Annotated in this window: 14 protein-coding genes and 1 tRNA gene; 4 read left to right on the top strand and 11 right to left on the bottom strand. The window is 60.7% G+C overall.

Annotation, left to right across the window (positions count from 1 at the left end):
• Positions 1–72: 72 nt before the first annotated feature.
• Together mtgA and PLH32_07675 are read right to left on the bottom strand one after the other, a co-directional pair.
• Complete coding sequence (gene mtgA, locus PLH32_07670) at positions 73–870, bottom strand: monofunctional biosynthetic peptidoglycan transglycosylase (GenBank protein ID HQJ64474.1); 798 nt, start codon at positions 868–870, stop codon at positions 73–75.
• Positions 867–3,251, bottom strand: coding sequence for a YCF48-related protein (locus tag PLH32_07675; GenBank protein HQJ64475.1), 2,385 nt, complete (start codon positions 3,249–3,251; stop codon positions 867–869). Before PLH32_07675 ends, mtgA begins: the two co-directional genes overlap by 4 nt.
• A 218-nt stretch (positions 3,252–3,469) precedes the next feature.
• Between PLH32_07675 and PLH32_07680 the strand changes: the two genes are divergently transcribed.
• From PLH32_07680 to PLH32_07695, 4 genes are all read left to right on the top strand, one after another.
• On the top strand, positions 3,470–4,777 hold the full coding sequence (locus PLH32_07680) for a thymidine phosphorylase (protein ID HQJ64476.1): 1,308 nt from the start codon (positions 3,470–3,472) through the stop codon (positions 4,775–4,777).
• A 135-nt stretch (positions 4,778–4,912) separates the two neighbouring features.
• Positions 4,913–4,985 (top strand) — tRNA-Asn (locus tag PLH32_07685).
• A gap of 441 nt (positions 4,986–5,426) precedes the next feature.
• Entirely contained in the window at positions 5,427–7,757 is a 2,331-nt protein-coding gene (locus PLH32_07690; protein ID HQJ64477.1) for a DUF3160 domain-containing protein, read from the top strand.
• 53 nt (positions 7,758–7,810) lie between these two features.
• A complete protein-coding gene (locus PLH32_07695; GenBank protein ID HQJ64478.1) occupies positions 7,811–9,931 on the top strand; it encodes a cellulase family glycosylhydrolase in 2,121 nt (706 codons plus the stop codon).
• A gap of 58 nt (positions 9,932–9,989) precedes the next feature.
• On the opposite strand, the gene PLH32_07700 is transcribed toward PLH32_07695, so the two are convergent.
• The 9 genes from PLH32_07700 to PLH32_07740 form a co-directional block, all read right to left on the bottom strand.
• On the bottom strand, positions 9,990–10,388 hold the full coding sequence (locus PLH32_07700) for a thioesterase family protein (protein HQJ64479.1): 399 nt from the start codon (positions 10,386–10,388) through the stop codon (positions 9,990–9,992).
• 11 nt (positions 10,389–10,399) lie between these two features.
• The gene (locus PLH32_07705; protein HQJ64480.1) at positions 10,400–12,709 is read right to left on the bottom strand and encodes a TonB-dependent receptor; all 2,310 of its coding nucleotides are present in this window, start codon (positions 12,707–12,709) and stop codon (positions 10,400–10,402) included.
• Complete coding sequence (locus tag PLH32_07710; protein HQJ64481.1) at positions 12,702–13,703, bottom strand: hypothetical protein; 1,002 nt, start codon at positions 13,701–13,703, stop codon at positions 12,702–12,704. The genes PLH32_07705 and PLH32_07710 overlap by 8 nt, the downstream gene beginning before the upstream one ends.
• Before the next feature lie 23 nt (positions 13,704–13,726).
• The gene (locus PLH32_07715; GenBank protein HQJ64482.1) at positions 13,727–16,195 is read right to left on the bottom strand and encodes a penicillin acylase family protein; all 2,469 of its coding nucleotides are present in this window, start codon (positions 16,193–16,195) and stop codon (positions 13,727–13,729) included.
• A gap of 76 nt (positions 16,196–16,271) precedes the next feature.
• Positions 16,272–16,805: a hypothetical protein gene (locus PLH32_07720; GenBank protein HQJ64483.1), complete on the bottom strand. Its 534-nt coding sequence runs from the start codon at positions 16,803–16,805 to the stop codon at positions 16,272–16,274.
• Positions 16,806–16,855: 50 nt separating this feature from the next.
• Positions 16,856–17,797 carry a hypothetical protein gene (locus PLH32_07725; protein HQJ64484.1) on the bottom strand — a complete coding sequence of 314 codons (942 nt, stop codon included), beginning with the start codon at positions 17,795–17,797 and terminating at the stop codon, positions 16,856–16,858.
• 81 nt (positions 17,798–17,878) lie between these two features.
• Entirely contained in the window at positions 17,879–18,466 is a 588-nt protein-coding gene (locus PLH32_07730; protein HQJ64485.1) for a hypothetical protein, read from the bottom strand.
• A 61-nt stretch (positions 18,467–18,527) separates the two neighbouring features.
• Positions 18,528–19,328 (bottom strand): energy transducer TonB, encoded by an 801-nt coding sequence (locus tag PLH32_07735; GenBank protein HQJ64486.1) that lies wholly within the window; start codon positions 19,326–19,328, stop codon positions 18,528–18,530.
• 143 nt (positions 19,329–19,471) lie between these two features.
• On the bottom strand, positions 19,472–20,818 hold the full coding sequence (locus PLH32_07740) for a hypothetical protein (GenBank protein HQJ64487.1): 1,347 nt from the start codon (positions 20,816–20,818) through the stop codon (positions 19,472–19,474).
• Positions 20,819–20,842: the final 24 nt, after the last annotated feature.

Here is a 20,842-nt window from a genome sequence, read left to right on the forward strand (position 1 = left end):
CCATCACATTAAAAAAGGCGGCCCGTCCAAGGACGGGCCGCCTTTTTTATTATGGCACAAGCAAGACGGACTTTATGACCCCGCAAACTCGAGGCGCAGCGCTTCATAGACAGCGGCATCGAAGAGGTTGCGCTGGTACATCCGTTCAGCCAGCATCAGCCTGCGGTTGCGCATGCGCTGGTTGGTATTGTTCAGCGGCGAGTAGCGGCGGGGATTGATGATGACCGAGGCGAGGCGGATGGCTTCAGCGGGAGTCAGCTCTGCCGCCGATTTATGAAACCAGGCGCGCGCCGCGGCCTCGGCGCCATAAACACCGTCGCCCCATTCGATCACGTTGAGATAAAGTTCGAGGATGCGCCATTTACTGAGTTTTTTCTCCATCTCGCGCGCAATCAGGGCCTCGCGCACCTTACGCCAGGGTGTGCGCGAGGGATTGAGATAGAGATTTTTGGCCAGTTGCTGGGTGATGGTCGATCCACCGCGCACCACCTTGCCTTTTTCGCGGTTTTTTTCCATGGCCTGACGCATCTCCTCCCAGTCAAACCCCTGGTGCTGGAAGAATTTGTCATCTTCGGCGATCAGCACTGCGTCGCGGAGATAGCCGGAAATCTGCCGGCCCGGAATCCAGATGTAAGCGCGGCGCAGCTTGACGCCCTTATTGCCGGCCTGTTTCTCGCGGTAGGCCATCATCGCGGTCGCTTTGGGGGGCGCAGCATTCAGCGCGGTCACATCGGGCAGGGTCAGCCAGGTGATGAGAAGGAAGAGCAGCGTGCCGAGCAGTAGGGCGGCCGGTATCCATAGCAGCCATCGCCTTTTGGCGGGAACGACGGCAGCCTCGGCAGGTGGATTTTGGCTCGGGCTCTCGTTCATTTCAACAAAACCAGCTTGCCCGAGCGCTGCCCGCCGGCAGCGTTGAGGCAGTAGAGGTAGAGACCGCTGGGCAGCGTTCCGCCGTTCCAGAGAAGGCTGTGCACGCCGGCGGGCAGCGCCGCATCGACGATGCGGGCGGCCTCACGTCCCGCTGCATCATAGAGCAGCAGTTGCACCGGTCCCGCTTCCGGCAGATAAAAGGTGAACCGGGTCGCCGTGTTGAAGGGATTGGGGTAGTTTTGATACAAGGTCAGCTGCTGCACCGCCGTGGCGACCGCCACCTGAAGGGTGCGCAGCAACCGGCTCCTGCCATCCAGATCGACCTGACGCAACCGGTACTGAACCGCACCGGAGGTCGCCCCAGGCCGATCGATCCAGGCATACGCCGCCGGCACGACGGTCGTGCCGTGGCCGGCCACGAAGGCGATCGTCTCCCAAGTCCCACTGCGGCGACGTTCGAGATAAAATCCGTAATTGTTGCTCTCCGTGACCGTCCGCCAGGCGAGATAGACCACGCCTTCCCGCGGTGCGTAACGGGCGGTAAAGGCCGCCAGTTCGACGGGGAGGCCGCCATCGCGGGTGCGCAACACGGTACCGTTGTCGCCCGCGGCAACACCGGTGTGCAGGTCAAGAAAAAAGATCGCATTCAGCGACTGGGTCGTGGGAGAGGCGAGCAGGCGCCAGCTGGCTCCGCCATCCTCAGTGCGCAGGATCAAACCACCCGCACCGGAGATGAATCCCACCTGGGGGGAGGGAAAGACCACCTGTTCCAGCGCGGCTGCAGCCGGGACACCGGCCAGGGGGATGGCACTCCAGGTAGCGCCATAATCACTGCTGCGCAACAGAGTGGCATTGCTGCCGACGATGACCGCATGACGGGCGTCCGCGAAGGCGACGCCGTTGAAACTTTGGGCAATGCCCGTATTAATCTTGCTCCAGAGGGCGCCGCCGTTGACGGTGCGCAGTACCGTGCCCAGCTGTCCCACCGCCAGCCCGGTATCGGGCGAGGCGAAATGTACGTCCTGTAAGGCCAGTCCATAGGCGGAATTGGTCTGATTGCCCCAGGTCATGCCGCCATCGCCTGTGCGCAGAATCGCCCCGCCGGTCCCAACAATGGTACCGATCCGGTGGGTGACAAAATGGATGGCGGCAAACCCGCTGGAGACGGGCAACCCGGTGACCGTGCTCCACGATTGGCCGCCGTTGCTGGTGCGCAGCAAGGCACTACTCCCTCCAACGGCGAAGCCGCTGTCAGGGGTGATGAAGCAGCAATCCTCCAGAAGTACACCGACGCGGCGAAGTTTGACCGCCCAGGTCACACCACCATCGCTGCTGCGAAAGATCATCCCCTTGCCGGAGGAATCGCCCACCGCGATGCAAAGATTCTCGTCGGCCAGACATATCCCGCGCATTTTGGCGGTGCTGAAGCTCTGCAACGCGTTGCTCCAGGTGAGGCCGGCATTGGTGGTGGCCAGCAGGGTCCCATTCTCCCCGCTGATCACGCCCTTGGCGATGCTGCTGAAGGTGATCCCGGTCAGGTTCAAACTGGTTCCGCTGCTAAGGGCGTTCCAGGTGACTCCAGCATTGGTGGTCGCATAGAGGCTGCCAGCGCTGCCGCAGACGTAGCCGTTTGCGGCATCGGCAAAATAAAGGGCGCGCAGGGTGGGATTGCCATTCAGGGCGGCCTGTAGGCTCCAGAATTCGCCCTTAGTCTGGCTGCGGAAGACACGGCCCAGGTCGCCGACCGCGATTCCGATATTCTCGCCGGGAAAGGCAAGCGCCCGGATGGTTGTGCCACTGGCTGCCCAGGACCAGTTCGCCCAGGTGCTGCCTCCATCGAGGCTGCGCACCAGGGCACCGCCGGCGCCGGCTGCGTAGGTATAATCGATGCCGTTGGAGGCAATGGCATAGAGGGTGGAAGTGGTAGGGCTGACGCGCACCTCCCAGCTGTCACCGCCGTCATAGGATTGCCTGATGGCACCGCCCGCACCGGCGAGGAGCAGGGTGTTGTGGTCAAAACCGAAGATGGCGTAGTAGCTGGTTGTATCAGGCGAGGGGAGCAGCTGGAAAGACTCGCCACCGTCACGGGTCCGCAAGATCGTCCCCCGGGCGCCGACGATGATGCCGGTGTCCGCATTGAAAAAGGCCAGGGCATGGAGTTCGGCTGTGACGCCGCTGGCGAGCGCTTGCCATGAGGCGCCCTGGTCCTCACTGCGCACTACCATCCCCTGCCGGCCTGCCGCAAAGATCCTGCTGCTTCCCGCCCTCTGGATGGCGTTCAGCGTATTGCCCTGTGGAAGGGGATTCTGCCAGTACCAACCGGTCTGTGCAAGGACCGGCATCGTCACTCCCAGTGCCATGAACAAGAGACGATATTTCATACATTGCTCCTTCGCTCCGGCCTTCGATGCTGCCAGCGGAGATCAGCAACGGCCGGGGGGTGTGCGGATGGCCGTCGCAACCGGTCTCACTGATGAAATATGCAAAGGTTACACAAAATTTCAAATAAAAAGTTTGTTTCCTGTCAATTTTTATTGAAAACAAGAGATTAATTGGTTAAGTTGAAAGGAAAGAGAGCCAACCGCCGGAAGAGCACCCCATGACCGCCAACGCCATCATTGCCAAAAAACGCGACGGATCCGTCCTGACTCCTGAAGAAATCCGTTTTTTTGTCTCCTCCTTCGTCGGTGGCGCCATACCAGACTATCAGATGTCAGCCTGGCTGATGGCGGTCTATCTGCGCGGCATGGACGCCCAGGAGACGGCCGCACTGACCCAAGCCCTGCTCGATTCCGGCGAGCGGATGGACCTCAGCGATATCCCCGGCCGCAAAATCGACAAACACAGCACAGGCGGCGTCGGCGATAAGGTCTCCCTCATTCTGGCTCCGCTCCTGGCTGCCGCCGGGGTTCTGGTGCCGATGATCTCGGGCCGCAGCCTCGGCCATACCGGCGGTACCCTCGACAAGCTCGAGGCCATCCCGGGATTCCGGACGGATCTCTCGCCGCAAGCCTTTCACGATCAGGTGCGCGATCTCGGCGTCGCCCTGATCGGCCAAAGCGACACCCTCGTGCCGGCCGACCGCAAGATCTACGCCTTGCGCGACAGCACTGCGACCATCGGCTCCATTCCACTGATCACAGCCAGCATCCTCAGCAAAAAACTGGCCGAAGACCTTGACGGCCTGGTGATGGACATCAAATGCGGCGCCGGCGCCTTCATGCGCACCCTCGGCCAAGCAGAAGCCCTGGCGCAAAGCCTGATCCGCACCGCCGCTCTGCATCACCTGCCGACCGTGGCTGTGATCACCGACATGAACCAGCCCCTCGGTTACGCCGCAGGCAACTGGCTGGAGGTACGCGAGGTGCTGCAGGCCTTGCAGGGCCATGGCCCGGAGGACCTGATGCAGGTCACCTATGCCCTCGGCGCACAAATGCTTTTCATGGCCGGATTCAAGGGAACACTCCATCAGGCCATCAGCCACCTGCGCCGGGCCATCACCAGCGGCGCCGCTCTGCAGCGCTTCGAGCGGATGACGGCCGCCCAGGGCGGCGATGTGCGGTTTCTGCGCGATCCCGGCAGCTATGCGGGTACCCGCCTCCAGCAGCATCTGCGCGCACCACGCTCCGGTGTGGTGACGAAGATCGACGCCCTGCAGATCGGCGAGGCGATCATCCGTCTCGGCGGCGGAAGACTGACCCAGACGGACCGGATCGATCCGGCCACGGGGGTCGTCCTCGGAAGAAAATGCGGCGAAAAGGTGCGTACGGGGGAGGTGCTGGCGGTCATTCACGCCAACCAGACGGAGTCCGCCCGCGAAGCCCTAGAGATGGTCCGCAAGGCCTTCGTCATCGCCGATCAACCCGTGCCCAGGAGCCGGACCATCCTCAAGATCATTCGGGCATGAGCCGCCGCAGCCCCGCACCGCAACCTCTCGCGCCACCCGGCTTTGCCATCCAGCCCCGTTTTTACCCGTAAAGCGGCGAATAAAATCTTGACTTTTATGCCATTCTTTTCTATATTATACAACCCGATAAATAATTCAGGTGTAGCTCAATCGGCAGAGCGGGTGGCTGTTAACCACTAGGTTGTAGGTTCGAGTCCTACCACCTGAGCAAACGAAGGCTTCCGGAAGGAAGCTTTCATTTTTTACTCCGGTGCATCCCGCTGTTCCTCCCGCCGAGAGAATTCCCCAAACGAACCAACCTTATCCCTGGTGGCTCCTCCCTGTAAAATTTTCTTGCCTTGCGCGGCAAATTTGTGTAAACTGCAGTGACGGCCTTGTGCCTGTCTGTTCACGGCGCCGGACCTCCGGAAGGATGTCCGTTTCAAGGAGTTACCTTATGAAAAAGAGGGTGGTTACATTCTGTGTGCTGTTCGTCTGCGCGATCGCCGCGGCCCAGTCCGTGAGCTTTGATCCCGCAGCCTACCGGCGGTTCCTCGCCGATACCCGCGGCTTGACCACCGTCCAGCTGCTCCTGCGTTATCCCGCCGGCCGCTTCGAAGCCGGCGCCCCCATCGACTGGCGCAGCGCCCGTTACGCCGACAGCATCACCGTGAAATATCAGCTGACTCGGGGCGAAAAAAACCTGTTACAAGGCAACGGCTTTATGGTCAGCGAGCGTCTCTCCTATACAACCTTCATACAGGCCTTTGCCGATGTGTACGCCAAAGATCTGCCTATTTTCGTCAGCGCTGATGCCATCCTCCACGCCGTGCATGCCTCTTACGATGAGATCCTCATGCGCGTCGAGGTACAGCAGCTGATGCCCCGTTTGACAACGCTTCTCGAATCCCTGCATAACGGTCTCCCCGCGCTGGCCGCCGGCTATCCGGCACAGCCGGGGCTGAAACCGATGCTCCTGGATGTCGACCTCTATCTCGCAGTGGCGCGCAACCTCCTCGACGGCAAGACCAGGCCGCTCTACAAGGAGAACAACGTTGCCTTTACACAACTCCTCACGCTGATAGCGGATGAAAAGCCGGCTTCCTTCGCGCTTTTCGGCGGCACGCCCCGCAAGATCGATTTCAGCCAGTTCCAGGTGCGTGGCCATTACAACAATGAATGGCATCCCGAACTGGCGCGCTATTTCCGGGCGATGATGTGGCTGGGACGTACCGAGATCTATCTCGTTGCCCCGCGAGAGGATGATGTGCCACCCACCTTTGCGGATGTGCAGCGCCAGATCATCGACGCCCTGCTGCTGTGCGAGCTGCTGGACTCCACTGCATCCCGGGCCTCTTTCTCGGAAATCGATCAAACCCTGGCCTTTTTCGTCGGCGAATGCGATAATGTCACTCCGGACCAGCTATCCGATCTGAACCGCCTCCTGGGCCTTGCCAGTCCGGCGCAGCTGCTCGACAGTCTCCAGACCGTCCACTTTCAAGAAACGCTGGCGGCGCAGTCCTTTGCTTGGCAGCGCATCAATTCGCAGATGCTCCTCTCTGACCCCATGAAACCGGACACCCTTCGCTCCGCTTCAGCCTTCCTTCTTTTAGGCCAGAGATTCATCATCGATTCCTACATCACCGGACAGGTGGTCTACGACAAAATCAGCCATGAAGGCCGCAAGGTAACGCGCATGCTGCCCTCGACGCTCGATGTCCTCTTCGGACTGGGCAATGATGCCGCGGGGCAGGTGCTGCAGGAGGAGCTCGACACCTGGCACTACGCTCCCAATCTTGCGGCGGTGCGCTATCTCATCGATGGATATGATGCCGCCTTCTGGCACAGCTCGCTTTTCAACCACTGGCTTTCGGCGATCCGCGCCCTCAATCCCCCGGCCGAACGCGATGCCCTGCCTGCGGTGATGCGCACGGCTGCCTGGTGGCAGCGGGTGATGAACACCCAGCTCGCCTCTTGGACTGAGCTGCGGCATGACAATCTCCTCTACGCCAAGCAGAGCTATTCCGGGATGACGACCTGTTCTTATCCAATGGTTTACATCGAGCCGGTGCCCGAGTTCTATGCCGCTCTGGCCCGGATGGCCCGCGCCGGAGCCGCGCACTTTGCCACGCTGGATACCCAGCCTTCGGCTTATGCGTATTTCAACACCTCCGCCTGCACCTTCGACACCCTGGAGTCCATCGCCGGCACTTTGCTCCGCAATCAAGCCCTCAGCGCAGAGGAAAGCGCCTTTCTGCAGCGGACCCTGCGTCGTGAGAACGCGATCTGCGGGGAGCCGCCCTACACCGGCTGGTATCCGGGGCTATATGTCCAATCCTGGGAGAGCAACCTCCTCATCGATGCGGACTTGCTGGTTGCCGACATTCATACCGCCCCTACCGATGCCTTTGGCAATCTGGTGGGATGGGTCCAACACGTCGGCACCGGTCCGGTCAATCTGGGCGTCATTGTTCTGCCGCTCGAGGGGCATAACACCGCCTTCGCCGCACCGATGTTGAGTTATTATGAGCATCTCGCCGTCAATTTCAAGCGACTGACCGACGAGGAATGGGCCGAGTGTTACGCCCAGGCCCCCTCCCTGCGTCCCGGTTTCGTCAATGCCTGGCTGGCGGACGGTGAAGGCAGTCAGCGCAGCGGTGGAGCGATGCTGCTGACCTCCACCGGAACCGCGCCGGCCGCGGCCCGGCAGCCGGCCTCCCCCCTTCTGGCAGCGAACTGGCCTAATCCCTTCAACGCCTCCACCCTGATCCGCATCAGCCTGCCGGCGGGCAGCCCAACCGCCCCGGCGAAGCTGGCGATCTACGACAGCCGCGGCCGGCTGGTGCGCCTGCTCTTCGACGGAACCGCGGCACCCGGCCACTACATCGCACGTTGGGATGGCTGCGACGAGCAGGGCCGGCCCGAGCCGAGTGGCCTCTATTTCTACCGCTTCACCCAGGGCGACCGGGTTGCTGAGGGAAAAATGAGCCTGATCCGATGACCCTGAACGAAACGGTGCGATTGGGGGGCCGCTTTCTTTGCATGAGGGCCGCGATGAAAGTCCCCTGGATACTCCTGCTCCTCCCCGCCGCACTCCAGGCGGGTACCACCGTCACCTTCTCGGCCGTTAATCCGGTCACCTATGAGGCGGTCGGCCTCGACAGCGTGCGCATCGAGAATCTCACCCTCGGGCGTGATACCACCCTGACGAACCCGGTTGCCTTCGAGCTTGAGAGTTGGACAGGTGTTGCCGAAAAGGCCTCTCTGCCCGCCCGCTTCCTGCTGACACGCAACTATCCCAACAGCTTTTCCAGAACGACCACCTTCAGCCTGGCGGTTCCGCATACCGGCGCGATCACCCTTGCGGTGTTCAACATTCTCGGACAAACGGTCGCAAAGCAGGAGTTTATCCTGTCGGCGGGCTGGCACCATTTTACGCTCCACAGCGGCGCCCTGGCCAGCGGACTCTATTTCCTGCGGGCCACCGGGGCCGGGGCCGCGGAAGTGATCAAGGTGGTCAAGGTCGGGCCGGCGCTCCCCGAAGTGGTTCGGATCGTTGCTCTCGGCGGCGGTACTCCTCTGTCCGGCGCCCGCCTCACCCGCCCGAGCAACGCCGACCGCTTCCGCTTCACGGCTTTCGCCGCCGGCTTTGCTGCCGCCACCCTCGAACGAGAGGTGACGGCGTCCCAGCAGCTCCGCTTCCAGATGTTGCCCCCCAAACCGCCGGATGATTTCACCTCCCATTGGCGCGGATTCAATCTCATGGGGATGTTCACTCTCGAATGGGACCACGCCGGCTACCTCGAGGACGATTTCCGCATGATCGCCGAGCTCGGTTTCAATTTCGTCCGCCTGCCGATCGACTACCGCATTTACACCGCAAGCGGCGATTGGTCCACCTTCCTGGAAGCGAGATTGGCGCAGATCGATCTGGCGGTGGCCTGGGGGCAAAAATATGGCCTCCATATCTGCATCAACCTCCACCGCGCTCCGGGCTACTGCGTCAATCCGTCTTCCACCCCCTTGCCCGCCGGTCAGGATGTCAGCCTCTGGGACAACGCGGCGGCGCAAGCGGCATTCGCCGCTCATTGGCGGATGTTCGCACAACGCTACCAAGCCATCCCGGCCAGCGCCCTCAGTTTCAACCTCATCAACGAGCCGGGAAACGTCAGCGGCGAGGCCTATGTCCAGGCGGTCCAGCCCGCAATCGATGCGATCCGCGCGGTTTCTCCACAGCGTATTATCATCTCCGATGCGGTAGAGTATGGCAATAGCCGCATCGACGCCCTTTTGGGGCAAAACATCGTCATCTCGCCTCATTTTTATAATCCGGTCACCCTGACCCATTATCAGGCCGAATGGGTGAGCGGCTCGGACGCCTGGCCTGTGCCGGTGTGGCCGCCGGCTATGGTCTCCGCCTATTTCTACGGCGCCGGCAAAAGCCCGTGGAATACCCCCCTGACGATCGCCGGTCTCTTCCCGGCCGGCACCACCGTGACCCTGCACGTCACCCAGGTTTCCGCAAGCGCCGATCTGCGCGTCTTCGCCGGCACCCAGCTGCTTTACAAGCACGACTTCCGGCCTGGCGCCGGCAGCGGCGAATGGAAAGAGGTGATCTACCGGCCGGAATGGAATATCTATCAAAACATCTACGACCGGGACTACGCGTTCACGCTCGCCCGCGATGCATCCGAGATCTCGTTCCGTGTGCTCTCGGGAGACTGGATGACCTGGAGCATGCTCTCCTTTACTCCGCCCGTGGGATCAACCATAACGCATACCGTGATCCAGCCCGGCCTTGCCGATTGGGGGCTGCCTCAGGCCTCCTACCTCCTGCAGCCGGATGGTTCACTCCTGCTCACCAGGGCGCCTGCCGGATTTGAGCAACAATTCCGCGTCAACGGATTTCTGCAGCAGTGGATCGACCTGAAAAACAGCGGGGTGGCGGTTCACGTTGGGGAATGGGGCGTCTATAACAAGACGCCGCATGCAGTCACCCTGGCTTTCATGGAGAATCGCCTGCTGGCGATGCAATCGGCAGGGCTCGGCTGGGCGCTCTGGAATTTCCGCGGCAGTTTCGGTATCCTGGACAGCGACCGCAAGGATGTGGTCTATGAAACCTATCAAGGCCACAAACTGGACCGCAAAATGCTCGAGTTGCTGCAGCGCTACTGAAAATCCGGTTACTGCATAAAAAAAGCCGGCCTCCTCCTGGGGGGCCGGCTTTCTTCTTTCAGGTCATTCGCTCCCGGAAGATCGGCGGAATGCGGATGATCTTCTCATCCCGGTCTACCCAGGCGAACTTGATCTCCGCCAACGCCCCCATCCTGCCCGCGCTTTTATTGAATACCTCGTAACTCAACACAAAGCTGCTCTTGCCCCAGGCGCTCACCCAACCGGTGATCTTCAGTTCATCATCATAACGCGAGGAGGCCTTGTAATCGATCTCCGCGCGTACAACGTAGGGAAAGGCGTTCCAGCGCTGAAAATCGCTGAAGGAGATCCCCACCTGGAGGAGATATTCGCTGCGGGCATATTCGAGATACTGCAAATAGATGGCATTGTTGACGTGCCCGAAGGAATCCAGCTCGTAACTGCGCACACGCACGCTGGTGACAAAATGGGTCGCCATGGAATCTCCTGTCAAAAGGCCAGACTGATACCGAACGAGGGCAGAAAAGGCATCATATAGATGACGCTGCGGCGTACATAGCCGTCGCTCTGATCGCTGCTCTTTTCGTAACGCCAGTCATACATGTAGGTGTTCTTGCGGTTCAAGATATTGATTAGATCGAGATACGCTGAAAAGGTATGCCCTGGCGTCTGGCGCAGATAGCTCAGGCGCAAATCGCAGCGCAGATAATAGGGATAGCGCGCCGAATTTTCGCCGGCATTGACCAGCGTATAGTGGAAGAGCGGATCACGCGGAGCTTCGACGTCTCGCTGAATAGCGAGAATCGGGGTGTAGGGAAAACCGCTGCTGTAATGGCCGAGAAAGCTGCACTGCCAGCGCTTGCTCAGGCGCAGCTCCGCTCCAGCGCTGACCTGGATGCGCTGGTCATAATCGAAATAGCGCCAGGGATCGGTCGAAGAGCGTCTGTATCTGGCTTCGGTAAGCGCCATATTGGCCCACCAGCCGAAGCGCTCATCCGTCCGGCGCGAGCGTTGAAAGGAGAGTTCCACCCCGTTGGCCAGTCCGGAGCCCGAATTTTCGGGGATGAAGAGCTGGACGCCGGGATTGACGAGCAGATCGCTCATCTGCTTGCGGTACAGCTCCACCTTGATCTGGCTCGCAGGATTCGGTGCCCATTGCAGGCCGAGAATCCAGTGCACGGCCTGCTCCGCGCCAATGTTTTCGGCATTGCGGGTGATATCGAGCGGTTCACCGCGGCCGATGACCGTCATAAAATCGGGATACTGGGAATAACTCCCATAGCTCAGCCAGAAATTGACCCGCTGCTGGGGGAAAAAGAGCGCCTTGAGCCGCGGATGCCAATGATATTCATCATAATGAGAGGAATACTCGTAGCGGAGGCCCGCATTCCATTCCAGCCACCGCCAGGGCCGAAGGCGCGCCTGAGCGAAAGCGCCGCTATCCCTGGAGCGAATCGTGAAGCGGATCGAATCGGGGAGGTTGAGGCTGTTGCGCCATTTCAGCCGCCAGTCGAGATCGGTGGTATGGTTGTCGATCTGGGCACCGCTTTTCACTCCGAACCAGGCGCGGGGATTCCAGGTCAGCTCGCTCCGAGCGGTGCGCCGCTCGATCCCGTAGTTCAGATTGACGTGGTAGCGGGCATTGTAGGTATCGAACATCTGGACATCATTGTTGTCCCGGTAATAGCCGAGGAGGAGATGGGCCAACAGGGTCGGGGTGAGCAAGCTGGTGCAGCGCACGCCGGTGATATGTCCTTTGCCGGCATTCAGCAGATCAAGCTGTTCGCTCTCGACGTTCATCATCTTGGCGCCCTCGCCGAGATGGGTATAGAAGGCGGTGAGACGGATGTCCTGGGCTACATCAAGGGCCGCCTTGGCATGAAGATCGTAGTAATAGGGGAAAATATAGTCCTTCTCGTAGAGGCGGTTGGCGAGGAGATCGTAAAAGCTGCGCCGCCCGGCGACCAGCCACGAGCCGCGGCCTTTGAGGATCGGGCCTTCGGCGACAGCCCGGGCGGTGACCATGGCCAGACTGGTGCTGAAGGTGCTCTTGTCCCGGCGTCCGTCCCGGTTGGCAAGCTGCAGCAGCGCCGATGTCTTGCCGCCATGGCTGGCATCGAACCCCCCCGGCTCCAGATCGATGGCCTGAATGATATCGGGATTGACCAGGCTGATGCCGCCGCCCATAATGATGAAGAGCCGGCCGGGTGTGGTGATCTCGATACCGTCATAAAGGATGAGATTCTGATCCGGACTGCCGCCGCGGATGTAGAGCTGGGTGTTGAGGTCGCTGCGGGCGGTCACGCCCGGGAGGATGTTGAGCGCCCGGTAGGCATCCTCGAGTGCGCCGGGACGCCGGGTGATGAAGCGGGGCGAAATGATCTCGTGGCCGGCGATCGATTTTTCATAGTCAAAGGCATGCGCTTCGCGCTTGGCCTGCACCTGAACCTTGCCCATGTCGATGGCCTGGCGATTAAGGCTCACCCGGAGGGCGCGCACCTGATTGGCCTGGACCACGAGATTCTTGACCACCATCTTGCGATAGCCGAGCATGGTTACAGCCAACTGATAGGTTCCCGGCGGCACCCGTTCAATATAAAACGCGCCGTTCTTGCCGCTGACCGCTCCCAAGGCGGTACCCTCCAGCACCACATTGGCCTGGGGGATCGGGGTTTTGCTGGCGGCGTCGAGGACAAATCCCGCCACGCGGCCATGCGGTTTGACGGCAGCCGGGGTTGCGGCGCTGCCGCTGCGCTGCAACAGCACCAAGAGAAGGAGAAGGGCTATCCGTCTATTCATCGGTCCTGATCCAGATCTTGTCCCAGACCAGATCCAGTCCGGTCTCCACGGGGGTTTCCTGTAGGTCTTCGACGTGGACCAGCGCCGTGCCGTCGGGCGACCAGGCGGGCATGGCACCCTTGAGTACGATCAGACTGGGCGTTTCGGCGCCCGGCCGGTCGAAAAAGATCCCCGTCGAACCATAAGACGTCATGGCGCGCCAGGCGAGGTGCTCCGCGCCGCCGTCCGCGACAACCCGGACAGCCACCGGCCAGCTGCCCGCCGTGGCGGACATTAAAAGCTCCTCGGCACGGTTGTCGGCAAGTTGATAGCGGTAGAGGTACTCCCCGCTCGCGTTGTCGGCCGAGAAGAGCAGGCTCGCGCCATCCGGGCTCCAGGAGAGGGAGAGCGCAATGAGGAACGGGGTGTTAAGATAGGTGACCACAGCGGTAGCCGGCTCGAGGAGGGCGATCCGGCCCAGAGTGAGAAAAGCGATCCGGCTGCCATCGGGATTCCAACAGGGAAAGGATTCATTTCCCGCCAGGGAGGTGAGCCGGCGCCAAGTGTTCACCGCGGGCATGTAGAGCCAGAGGTCCTGGCTTCCGGCGCGTCCCGAGGTACAGAGGATTGTGCTGTCGACCGGGCTCCAGGAGGGAAACCAGAGTCCGGTGGAATCGGCTGTCAGGGTCCGCACGGAGGAGTCGGCCACCCGGACCTCGCGCAAATAGACCGGGCCGCTGCCGTCCACCGCCCGGGCGCAGAACAGGAGGCTCTGACCGCCGGGGTGCCAGGCGGGATGGGTGTTGTCCCACCCTGCGCTATGCACCAGCCGCTTTTGGGCGGGAAGGGCCGACTCATATTCGATGGTGGAGGTCGTGGTGCAGGCGAGGAGCAGAGCGGCAAGGGGGAGCAGGAGCACTCCCGGGTAAAAAATACCTCCCCGGCGGGCTGAAAGGGCCGATTTCAGGCCCGTCCGGTTCCCATCAGCTGCTATGTTCATCAGATGCAGGGGCATAGTATTCAATAGTAGCGTCAGGTTCAGGGAATCGCGGAAACCGGGCGCAGGCTTTGCCATTTCCAGGATGGATGGGTGTGCGACACGCCGCGCAGATGCAGGGTGATCAGCCGTCCTTCCTGCCACAGAGGTTGCTGGTCGCGGAAATGGCGGCTGAAGGGGTGTCCGCTCTGCCCCGCGGGTAAAATCACCTGCCAATCGCTGGTGGACATGTCCGAGATCTGGCGAATGCAGGGGCCGACAATGGTATCAAACGGTTTGTCCAGGCTGAAGGTGCTGTTGTTGAGGGTGAAATTGCCTCCCGCCGAGGGGGTAGGACCGATGGTGAAATAGCGACGGAAGGGGCCGTGAAGGCCGAAGGGATGGGGCTGGGTCAGGGTATGGACCAGGCCCCAACTCCACATCCCCGGCGTATCGCCATAGCGGGCGGTGAGGGTGTCGATGGCCGCCAGATAGGCCGCTGCCAGCTGATCATCAAGCGTTTCGCGGAACGGGGTGCGGAGGTTATCGAACCAGAGCGAGTCGTTGGCGGCGATCAGTCGGTCCAGCGAACGGATATTGACATGGGAGAGGTTCAGGAACCGGCGGTAGAGATCCTCCCCCATCTCGTCGGCAAAGGTCAGGCGCATCAATTCCACTAGGGTGGTCTCATAGAGCGTAGCGGCCACGCTGGAGGGCGTCTCCTGATAGTCCCAGACAGCGAGCAACTCCCGGCCGAGATCGGCGGGCTGGCCGGCGGGCAACGGGAGGCGACGGAGGGCTTTCAGGAGGCGGGGAACCAAAAAAGCCGCATGGCCGCAATAGAGATCGGCCTGCAGGGCTTTGCAGCGTTCCACATCCCAGCGGCCGGTCGTATCGAAGGCCGCCTTGATCCGCTGCCAGCGGTAATCGGGCTCCCAGTAGGCGGAGAGGTAGAATGCGCTGCTGGTATCGGCGAGGCAGTTATTGGCGTTGGCGATCCAGCCGCAAGCCGGCTGAAAGCTTTGAGGCAGTTGGGCATAGGGCACAAAACCGCGCCACTCCGGATCCGGCCCGCGCGCCGCCAAGCTGTCGGCCACACCCAGGGAATCGGCTGCGGGCGGCGGCAGCAGGGCATCATTATAGGTGCGCCGGGGGACGGCGGCAGCCAGCTTCCAGCCGACCTGTCCGGCGCGGTCGGCATAAAAGAAATTTTCGCCGGGATTTTTGCAGCTCTCCAGCGCCGCGAGAAAGTCGCCCCAATCCCGGGCCTTGAGCAGCGACTGGAAGGCAGTCAAGGGGTCGTCCTCCTCGAAGCCGGTCCAGCGCAGGACCAGCGGCGTCCGGCCGCGATAGTTGAGCATAGGGGTCTCGGCGGTGACTAAAGGGCCGATATGGCTACAGGTCACGCGGACTTTGCGGTCGCTGCCGCCACGAACCGCGATGGTCTCATCATAGTAACGCCAGGCATAGCGCTGGCGGCCGAACCGGTAGTGCTGCGCATCGGTGCTGTCCGGCTCGAGCGGGAAGAAATCGACATCGTCAATCATGCCGTTGGTGATGCCCCAGGCGATCTGTTCATTGCGCCCGACGACCAGCCCAGGCAGCCCGGGAAACGCGGCACCTACCGCATTAATCTCGGGTGACTGCAAATGCATAAGGTAATAAAGGGATGGGACTGTGAAGAAGAGATGGGTGTCGTTCGCCAGCAGAGCCTCTCCCCTGCGAGTCAGGCGGCCATTGATCACCCAGGCGTTGCTGCCCACCCCGCCGGCGGGAATGCCGAAAAAGGCGCGCAGCTGCGTTTCACCCTGACGCATCTCCGCGCTCAGGGTCTTCAAGGCGTCGGTGGAAACGGCGGCGGCCGGCGGAACGGTGAAACGCGGGCTCCCGGGAACGGCTTCCGGTCTGAGTCCGCTGAATTTGAGCGAATCCACCTGGGCGGCGATTTCGGTATAAACCGGATCGGCGTGCCAGCCCATGCTGAGCAGCCAGCCGATAAGCCGCATGATGGCCAGGCTCTCCTCGGCTCTCCAGGGCGCGGGCTGGTAGCGGAGGACGCCGAACTCGAGGGGCAGCTGCTTCGTGCCAGCGATATAGGCATTGACACCGGCGGTATATGCACCCAGGTTCGCCGCCGTTTTTTCAGGCAGCGTTGGCCAGAGATGGGTGCCGAGACGGCCGAAACCAATGGTTCGCGCGAGCTGGTCCACCGGAACCAGCTCGGGGCCGAAAATCTCCGCCAAGCGGCCGAGGGCGGCCCGGCGCAACAGATCCATCTCCCAGAGACGGTCCTGTGCGCAGCTGAACCCGGCGGCGAAGTAGAGACCGGCCTCATCCTCGGCGAGCACATGCGGTACCCCCCATTCATCGCGCCCGATCTCGACCGGCCGCTGCAGGCCGACCACGTTGAAACGGCCGCTTTCGGGCGGCACAGAACGGCGCAGCGATACATAGCCGAAGATCAGGAACGCGGCGACACAGAGAAGGATGATGATGAGAATGAAAAGCAGGCGGCGATTAAAGGTTGTCATGCCTCGATCCGTTAATGAAAAAGGCAAGAGCCGATGGCACTTGCCTGCAGGATGAATCGACTACCGGCGGACGGGATCAGCGGCGTTTGGGCTGTGGCCGTTCCGTGGAGGTACCGGAGGAGGTGCCGGTGTCGCGGCGTTCGGGCTGCGGCGCTGGGCTGCTGGCAGCAGACGCAGGGGTCGATCCCTGGCCGAAATCGCGGCGGTTGTCCTGGCTGCCGCTCTCCGGCGATTTCTGGCTGCTGTCCGCCGGCTGTTTGCCTAAAGAGGAGGTCACGGACGGTGCCGGGCTGCCCGAGTAGCTGCCGGAATAGCTGCTTGCTTCGGGGTAGCGCTGACGGAACTCCTCGGGGACATACGGCTGGCCGGCCGGGCGGTCATAATCCAGTTCGCTCTCATCATACCACCAGGGCAGCTGATAATAAAAGAGCCAGTCGGCATCTCCGGCATGAACGCCCGGTACCGAGGGATTGAGAGGAGCGGACTTCCAGGCGACCTCCTCCTGCTCCCCCTCCGCGGTCTGGTGCGGCAAACGCACAATCGTGTAACACCCCGAAACGCCGACGCTGATCATCGCGACCAGCAGCACCAACATTTTATACCGGTTCATACTGCTCCTGTTATCCCAAAAAACCGACCTGCAGCGGAACGTCCGTCTTCTCAACGCGGCTCTTCCGGATTTCGGCTGCTGAACAGGTCCTTGAATTTCTGAAGAAAAGTGCGCCGCTGCGGAGGCGGTACTGTACGTGTAAAATAGACGATCTTAAGGCAGCGTAGATAATCACGATCGCCCCGGGAGCCGGCCAGCAAGTTCTTCGCCGCGAGTTCGATATAGATGTTGGGCTGGAAGGCCCAGCGCAAGGAACAGTTGAGAAAGCCCCTGCCGCCGTTGAGGGAGTCGATCCTGTCGTTATTCCAGGCAAAGTCGTACTCGCCCACAATTGAGACATCGCGGCCCAGCTGCCAGTTCATACCGCAAAAAAGGTCGGGTGTTTTGTCCTTGTCGCTGGTCTCCAGGCTGTAATTGACGCCGACATGCAAGCCGACCGTCCAGAAAGCTTGGTAGTTTTTTGACGTGACCGCATAAAAGCCACGCGACTTGTAGGTGAAGCGTTTATAAGGACTTTTAGTCGGATCGATAGTCTTGGGATCGATGCCGGGATAATCGGAATCACGCCAATATTTTCCATAACCCTGGGTATCGATTCCGATGGTAAGCTTTGGAAACTTGGGCGATTCATCGATCATGCGCAGGGCGAGGTGGACACTTGGGCCGTCATTCCATTTGATCACCTGGTTGCCGATGAGGTGGTCGCCACCATACGAGATGCCAAACATCATGCGCCTGGAAATACCGGCGGAGAGGCGGGCCACCATCCCCCCTTCTTCGAAGAGCAGGATGCCGCCGCTGAAATCACCCCCCAGCAGCACGTTGGCGGTCGGGAGGTCGATGAGCTGGGGTGAAGTGATGAAATTATCTTTCAGTTGGCCTTGCCGGCCATCCGCTCTCTGATTGCTGTTGACCTCGCGTTTTCTCAGTTGGGCTTGCGCTGGCGCCGTCAACAGGGCAATGGCCAGAAGCAGAAGGAGAGTGTTGCGCATGGGGAAGCCCCTTAAGCCGTTTCCAGGTTTATGAAATATAAGGAAAAGGGCCAACAAAGTCAACCACAAAACCCGGGCGGTTCAGGTCCGGATGAAAAGGCCGAAGCCCGCACCGACCTGCACAATTGTCCGCCGCTTGGTGAAGATCGGCCCGCTGGGCAAGAGTTCGATGAACTCAAATTTGATGCGCAGGGTAGAGAATCGGCCGAAGCGGGAGAAGGAACCGACTCCGGCCATCAGGGCCGGCCCCGCATAGGTCTCGCCGGGCTTTTGCGTCAGCGAATAGCCCTCCGTCCAAAAACCGGCGCCGAGATTGGCATAGATCGAAGAGCTGATCCCCAGATCCAGCCGGTAGATATCGTTCTTGCGATACCCCGAGGGCGAGAGGTCCCACAGCTTCGTGCGGAAGCTGCCGAGAAAAAGGGTCGAGATGCTGGTGGAGTCGGGATTCAGTTCGAGGCGGATGCCCGGCTCGATATCGATGGCAGTGGACTTGCCAAGGTAGTAACATGCCAGTCCGTCGAGTCCCAGTTCGCTGAAATTGCGCTCGGCGGCATCCGTGGCGGTATGGAATGAAAAACTGCCGCCGATCTCCACTGCGCCACGCTTCTGCGCTTGCAGGGGAAAGGCGCAGAGCAACAAGAAGACAACCGCAGCCACACGTCTCACAAGACCTCCCATTCTGGTTGCTGAATAACTGACTAAGCCCCCGGCACCGCGGTGGGACGGATCAGGGTTTGGTCTGAATCTCCGGTTGCAGAGACTTGAGCCGGACCTCGAGGAGGTTCAGCAATTGCGCCGCCGAGGAAGAAATCCGCCGCGATTTGAGCGACTTCATGCGGATTTTCGTCTCCATATCCATGATGTACCGGATGAGATCCTGGCGTCCCTGTTCGGCGACTTCCGAGTCGGGATAGCGTTGCAGAAAATCGTCGAAGAGCACAAATGGCGCGGCATAGTGGTCCCAAAAGGGTTGCCAGTGCTCCTCACGCTGCCGGTCCACCGCCAGGCGGATGATGGAATTGATCGCCGGATCCTCATTGCTCTCCACATACGTCATGCAGCCGACGTAGAGGGTATAAAGCCGGCGCAGCAGGGCCTCGCGCTCTTCAGGCTTCGACTCCTTGGCGATATCCTTCTGGAGCGTCAGCACATCGGCTATCCAACGATCCTTCTCGAAGGCCATTTCCGTCAGCTTGTAGCGCAGCACCAGCCGGGTCCAGGCCCCGACCGGCTTATCATCGAGGGTGCCTGGATTGAAGGTGAGTTTTTCCACAAACTTGAGCGCCGCCTCGTCAAGGATATCATACCCCGAGGATTCGCTCAGGGAGACTTCTTCCGGTTTGCCGGCAGGGTTGACGAAAACAGTGAGGCTGACTTCGCCCTCGAGACGCTGCAGTTGTGCGGAGAGGGGATAATCCAGAGGGATTTCCGAGGCTACGCGCGGCGGTTTGAGGCGTCCATGGGAGGCGCAGCCGGCCCCCAGAGACGCCAGGATAACCAGCCATCCGATCGTTCTGATCACTTTCATAGGCGCTCCTCTGCATTAAAAAAAGGGGAGTGAATGGTTCACTCCCCTTGATTGACGATCCGGGCACGAGACATCCCGGCTTCGGGGTGTATCGCACTGGTCATCTTCAGGCCTGCCATTTGGACCCCGATGCGATCTGCAGCTTAGAAACGCAGCGAGAGCGTGGCGACCACCTTGTTCAGGGTGCGATCGAGTGCGATCGGCCCTGCAGCGCCGGTATTGTAATTCTTCTCCTGCCAGTTGCCGCGCACATAGGTGAGGTCGAGCATCGCCTGGCGGTCCATCATGAAGCTGATTCCGCCGGAATAAAAGGTGCGGTCAGGGCGGATGGACTTGTCCTTGTAGGGGGAGGGATCACTGAAAACGCCGCCGCGCAGGCGCAGATTGGTTCCCGGCAGGTTGATTTCAGCCCCGCCATGCAGCCGGGTCGTGGCCTCCATCTCGCGTTTGATGGCACGGTTGGCGCCGGACTGGGTCATCCCCGAAATCGGCGGATCGTCTTCAAACTTGGCCTGCGTCCAATCCTTGAATTCGGCATCGGCGGACAGCAGGGCCAGGTCGAAGACCTTGGCGGAAAAACCCAGGGCAACCGCATAGGGTTCAGTGTAGCGGTATTCATAGGTGCCCTCGTCGTTGTACAAGTAGCGATCGTGCTGGGCGTCGTAGTACTCCTCCTCGCTCGACTGCCAGTTTTCTCGGATTTTGTAGGTCGTGGGCAATGTCAAGGTCGCGCCCAGCCGCCAGACCTTCTCCGAACGGTAGAGCATGGCGAGCTTGATGTTGGTGGCGTCGAGTTCACTGGTCAGCCCGTTGACCGTGCTGTAAGAGGTCCAGTCGGCATTATCGGTCGGATCGGCGCTATCTCCGGGCAGGTAATATAGGTCGTAGATATCCTCCTGCTTGAACTCAGCAGAGTGATCCCGTTTGCCGTCGATGAAATTGATGCTGGCGCCGACGAAGAGGTTGGGACCCGCTTCAACCGATCCCGAAAGGGTGAACTGGCTGCGGCTGCCTTCGTCGAGAATGGAATTGGATTCGAAAAGAGAATCCGGCGACAGCGCCCCGATATCGACCATGCCGTCATGATCACGGGTCTTGTCGAATCCGAGGCCGAAGACCAGACTGCCGCGCGCGGTGGGCACCGGGAAAACCAGCCCGACAGAATTGAGTCGGGTGAAACTGTTGTCGGTTTCGTTGCTGGCGGCGAGAAAATCGGCCGCCGATTTGACATTATTCTGCGAGAAACCGATATTGAACTCCCTGCGTTTCATCTGGCCGATACCTGCAGGATTCCAGTACATGCCGGAATAATCATCGGCAACACCGATGTAAGCGCCGCCCAGGCCTATGGCGCGGGCGCCGACGCCCAGTTCATTACCCATACCGAAAAAATCCTCCGTAAGCACCCTGTCCTGGGCCCAGGCAGCGGCTGTCAGGAGCAAACCCGCCAACAATACCGTTCTCATCACGCCTTGACTGTATTTCCTCATGACAGATCTCCAAATGGGTTCATT

The sequence above is a fragment of the bacterium genome, from assembly GCA_035419245.1.
Classification (GTDB): Bacteria; Zhuqueibacterota; Zhuqueibacteria; order Residuimicrobiales; family Residuimicrobiaceae; genus JAKPUX01.

What these genes read in the sequence shown, in the direction of transcription:
- mtgA (HQJ64474.1), bottom strand. Translation starts at nt 870, where the DNA reads ATGAACGAGAGCCCGAGCCAAAATCCACCTGCCGAGGCTGCCGTCGTT.
- PLH32_07675 (HQJ64475.1), bottom strand. Translation starts at nt 3,251, where the DNA reads ATGAAATATCGTCTCTTGTTCATGGCACTGGGAGTGACGATGCCGGTC.
- PLH32_07680 (HQJ64476.1), top strand. Translation starts at nt 3,470, where the DNA reads ATGACCGCCAACGCCATCATTGCCAAAAAACGCGACGGATCCGTCCTG.
- PLH32_07695 (HQJ64478.1), top strand. Translation starts at nt 7,811, where the DNA reads ATGAAAGTCCCCTGGATACTCCTGCTCCTCCCCGCCGCACTCCAGGCG.
- PLH32_07700 (HQJ64479.1), bottom strand. Translation starts at nt 10,388, where the DNA reads ATGGCGACCCATTTTGTCACCAGCGTGCGTGTGCGCAGTTACGAGCTG.
- PLH32_07705 (HQJ64480.1), bottom strand. Translation starts at nt 12,709, where the DNA reads ATGAATAGACGGATAGCCCTTCTCCTTCTCTTGGTGCTGTTGCAGCGC.
- PLH32_07710 (HQJ64481.1), bottom strand. Translation starts at nt 13,703, where the DNA reads ATGCCCCTGCATCTGATGAACATAGCAGCTGATGGGAACCGGACGGGC.
- PLH32_07715 (HQJ64482.1), bottom strand. Translation starts at nt 16,195, where the DNA reads ATGACAACCTTTAATCGCCGCCTGCTTTTCATTCTCATCATCATCCTT.
- PLH32_07720 (HQJ64483.1), bottom strand. Translation starts at nt 16,805, where the DNA reads ATGAACCGGTATAAAATGTTGGTGCTGCTGGTCGCGATGATCAGCGTC.
- PLH32_07725 (HQJ64484.1), bottom strand. Translation starts at nt 17,797, where the DNA reads ATGCGCAACACTCTCCTTCTGCTTCTGGCCATTGCCCTGTTGACGGCG.
- PLH32_07735 (HQJ64486.1), bottom strand. Translation starts at nt 19,328, where the DNA reads ATGAAAGTGATCAGAACGATCGGATGGCTGGTTATCCTGGCGTCTCTG.
- PLH32_07740 (HQJ64487.1), bottom strand. Translation starts at nt 20,818, where the DNA reads ATGAGGAAATACAGTCAAGGCGTGATGAGAACGGTATTGTTGGCGGGT.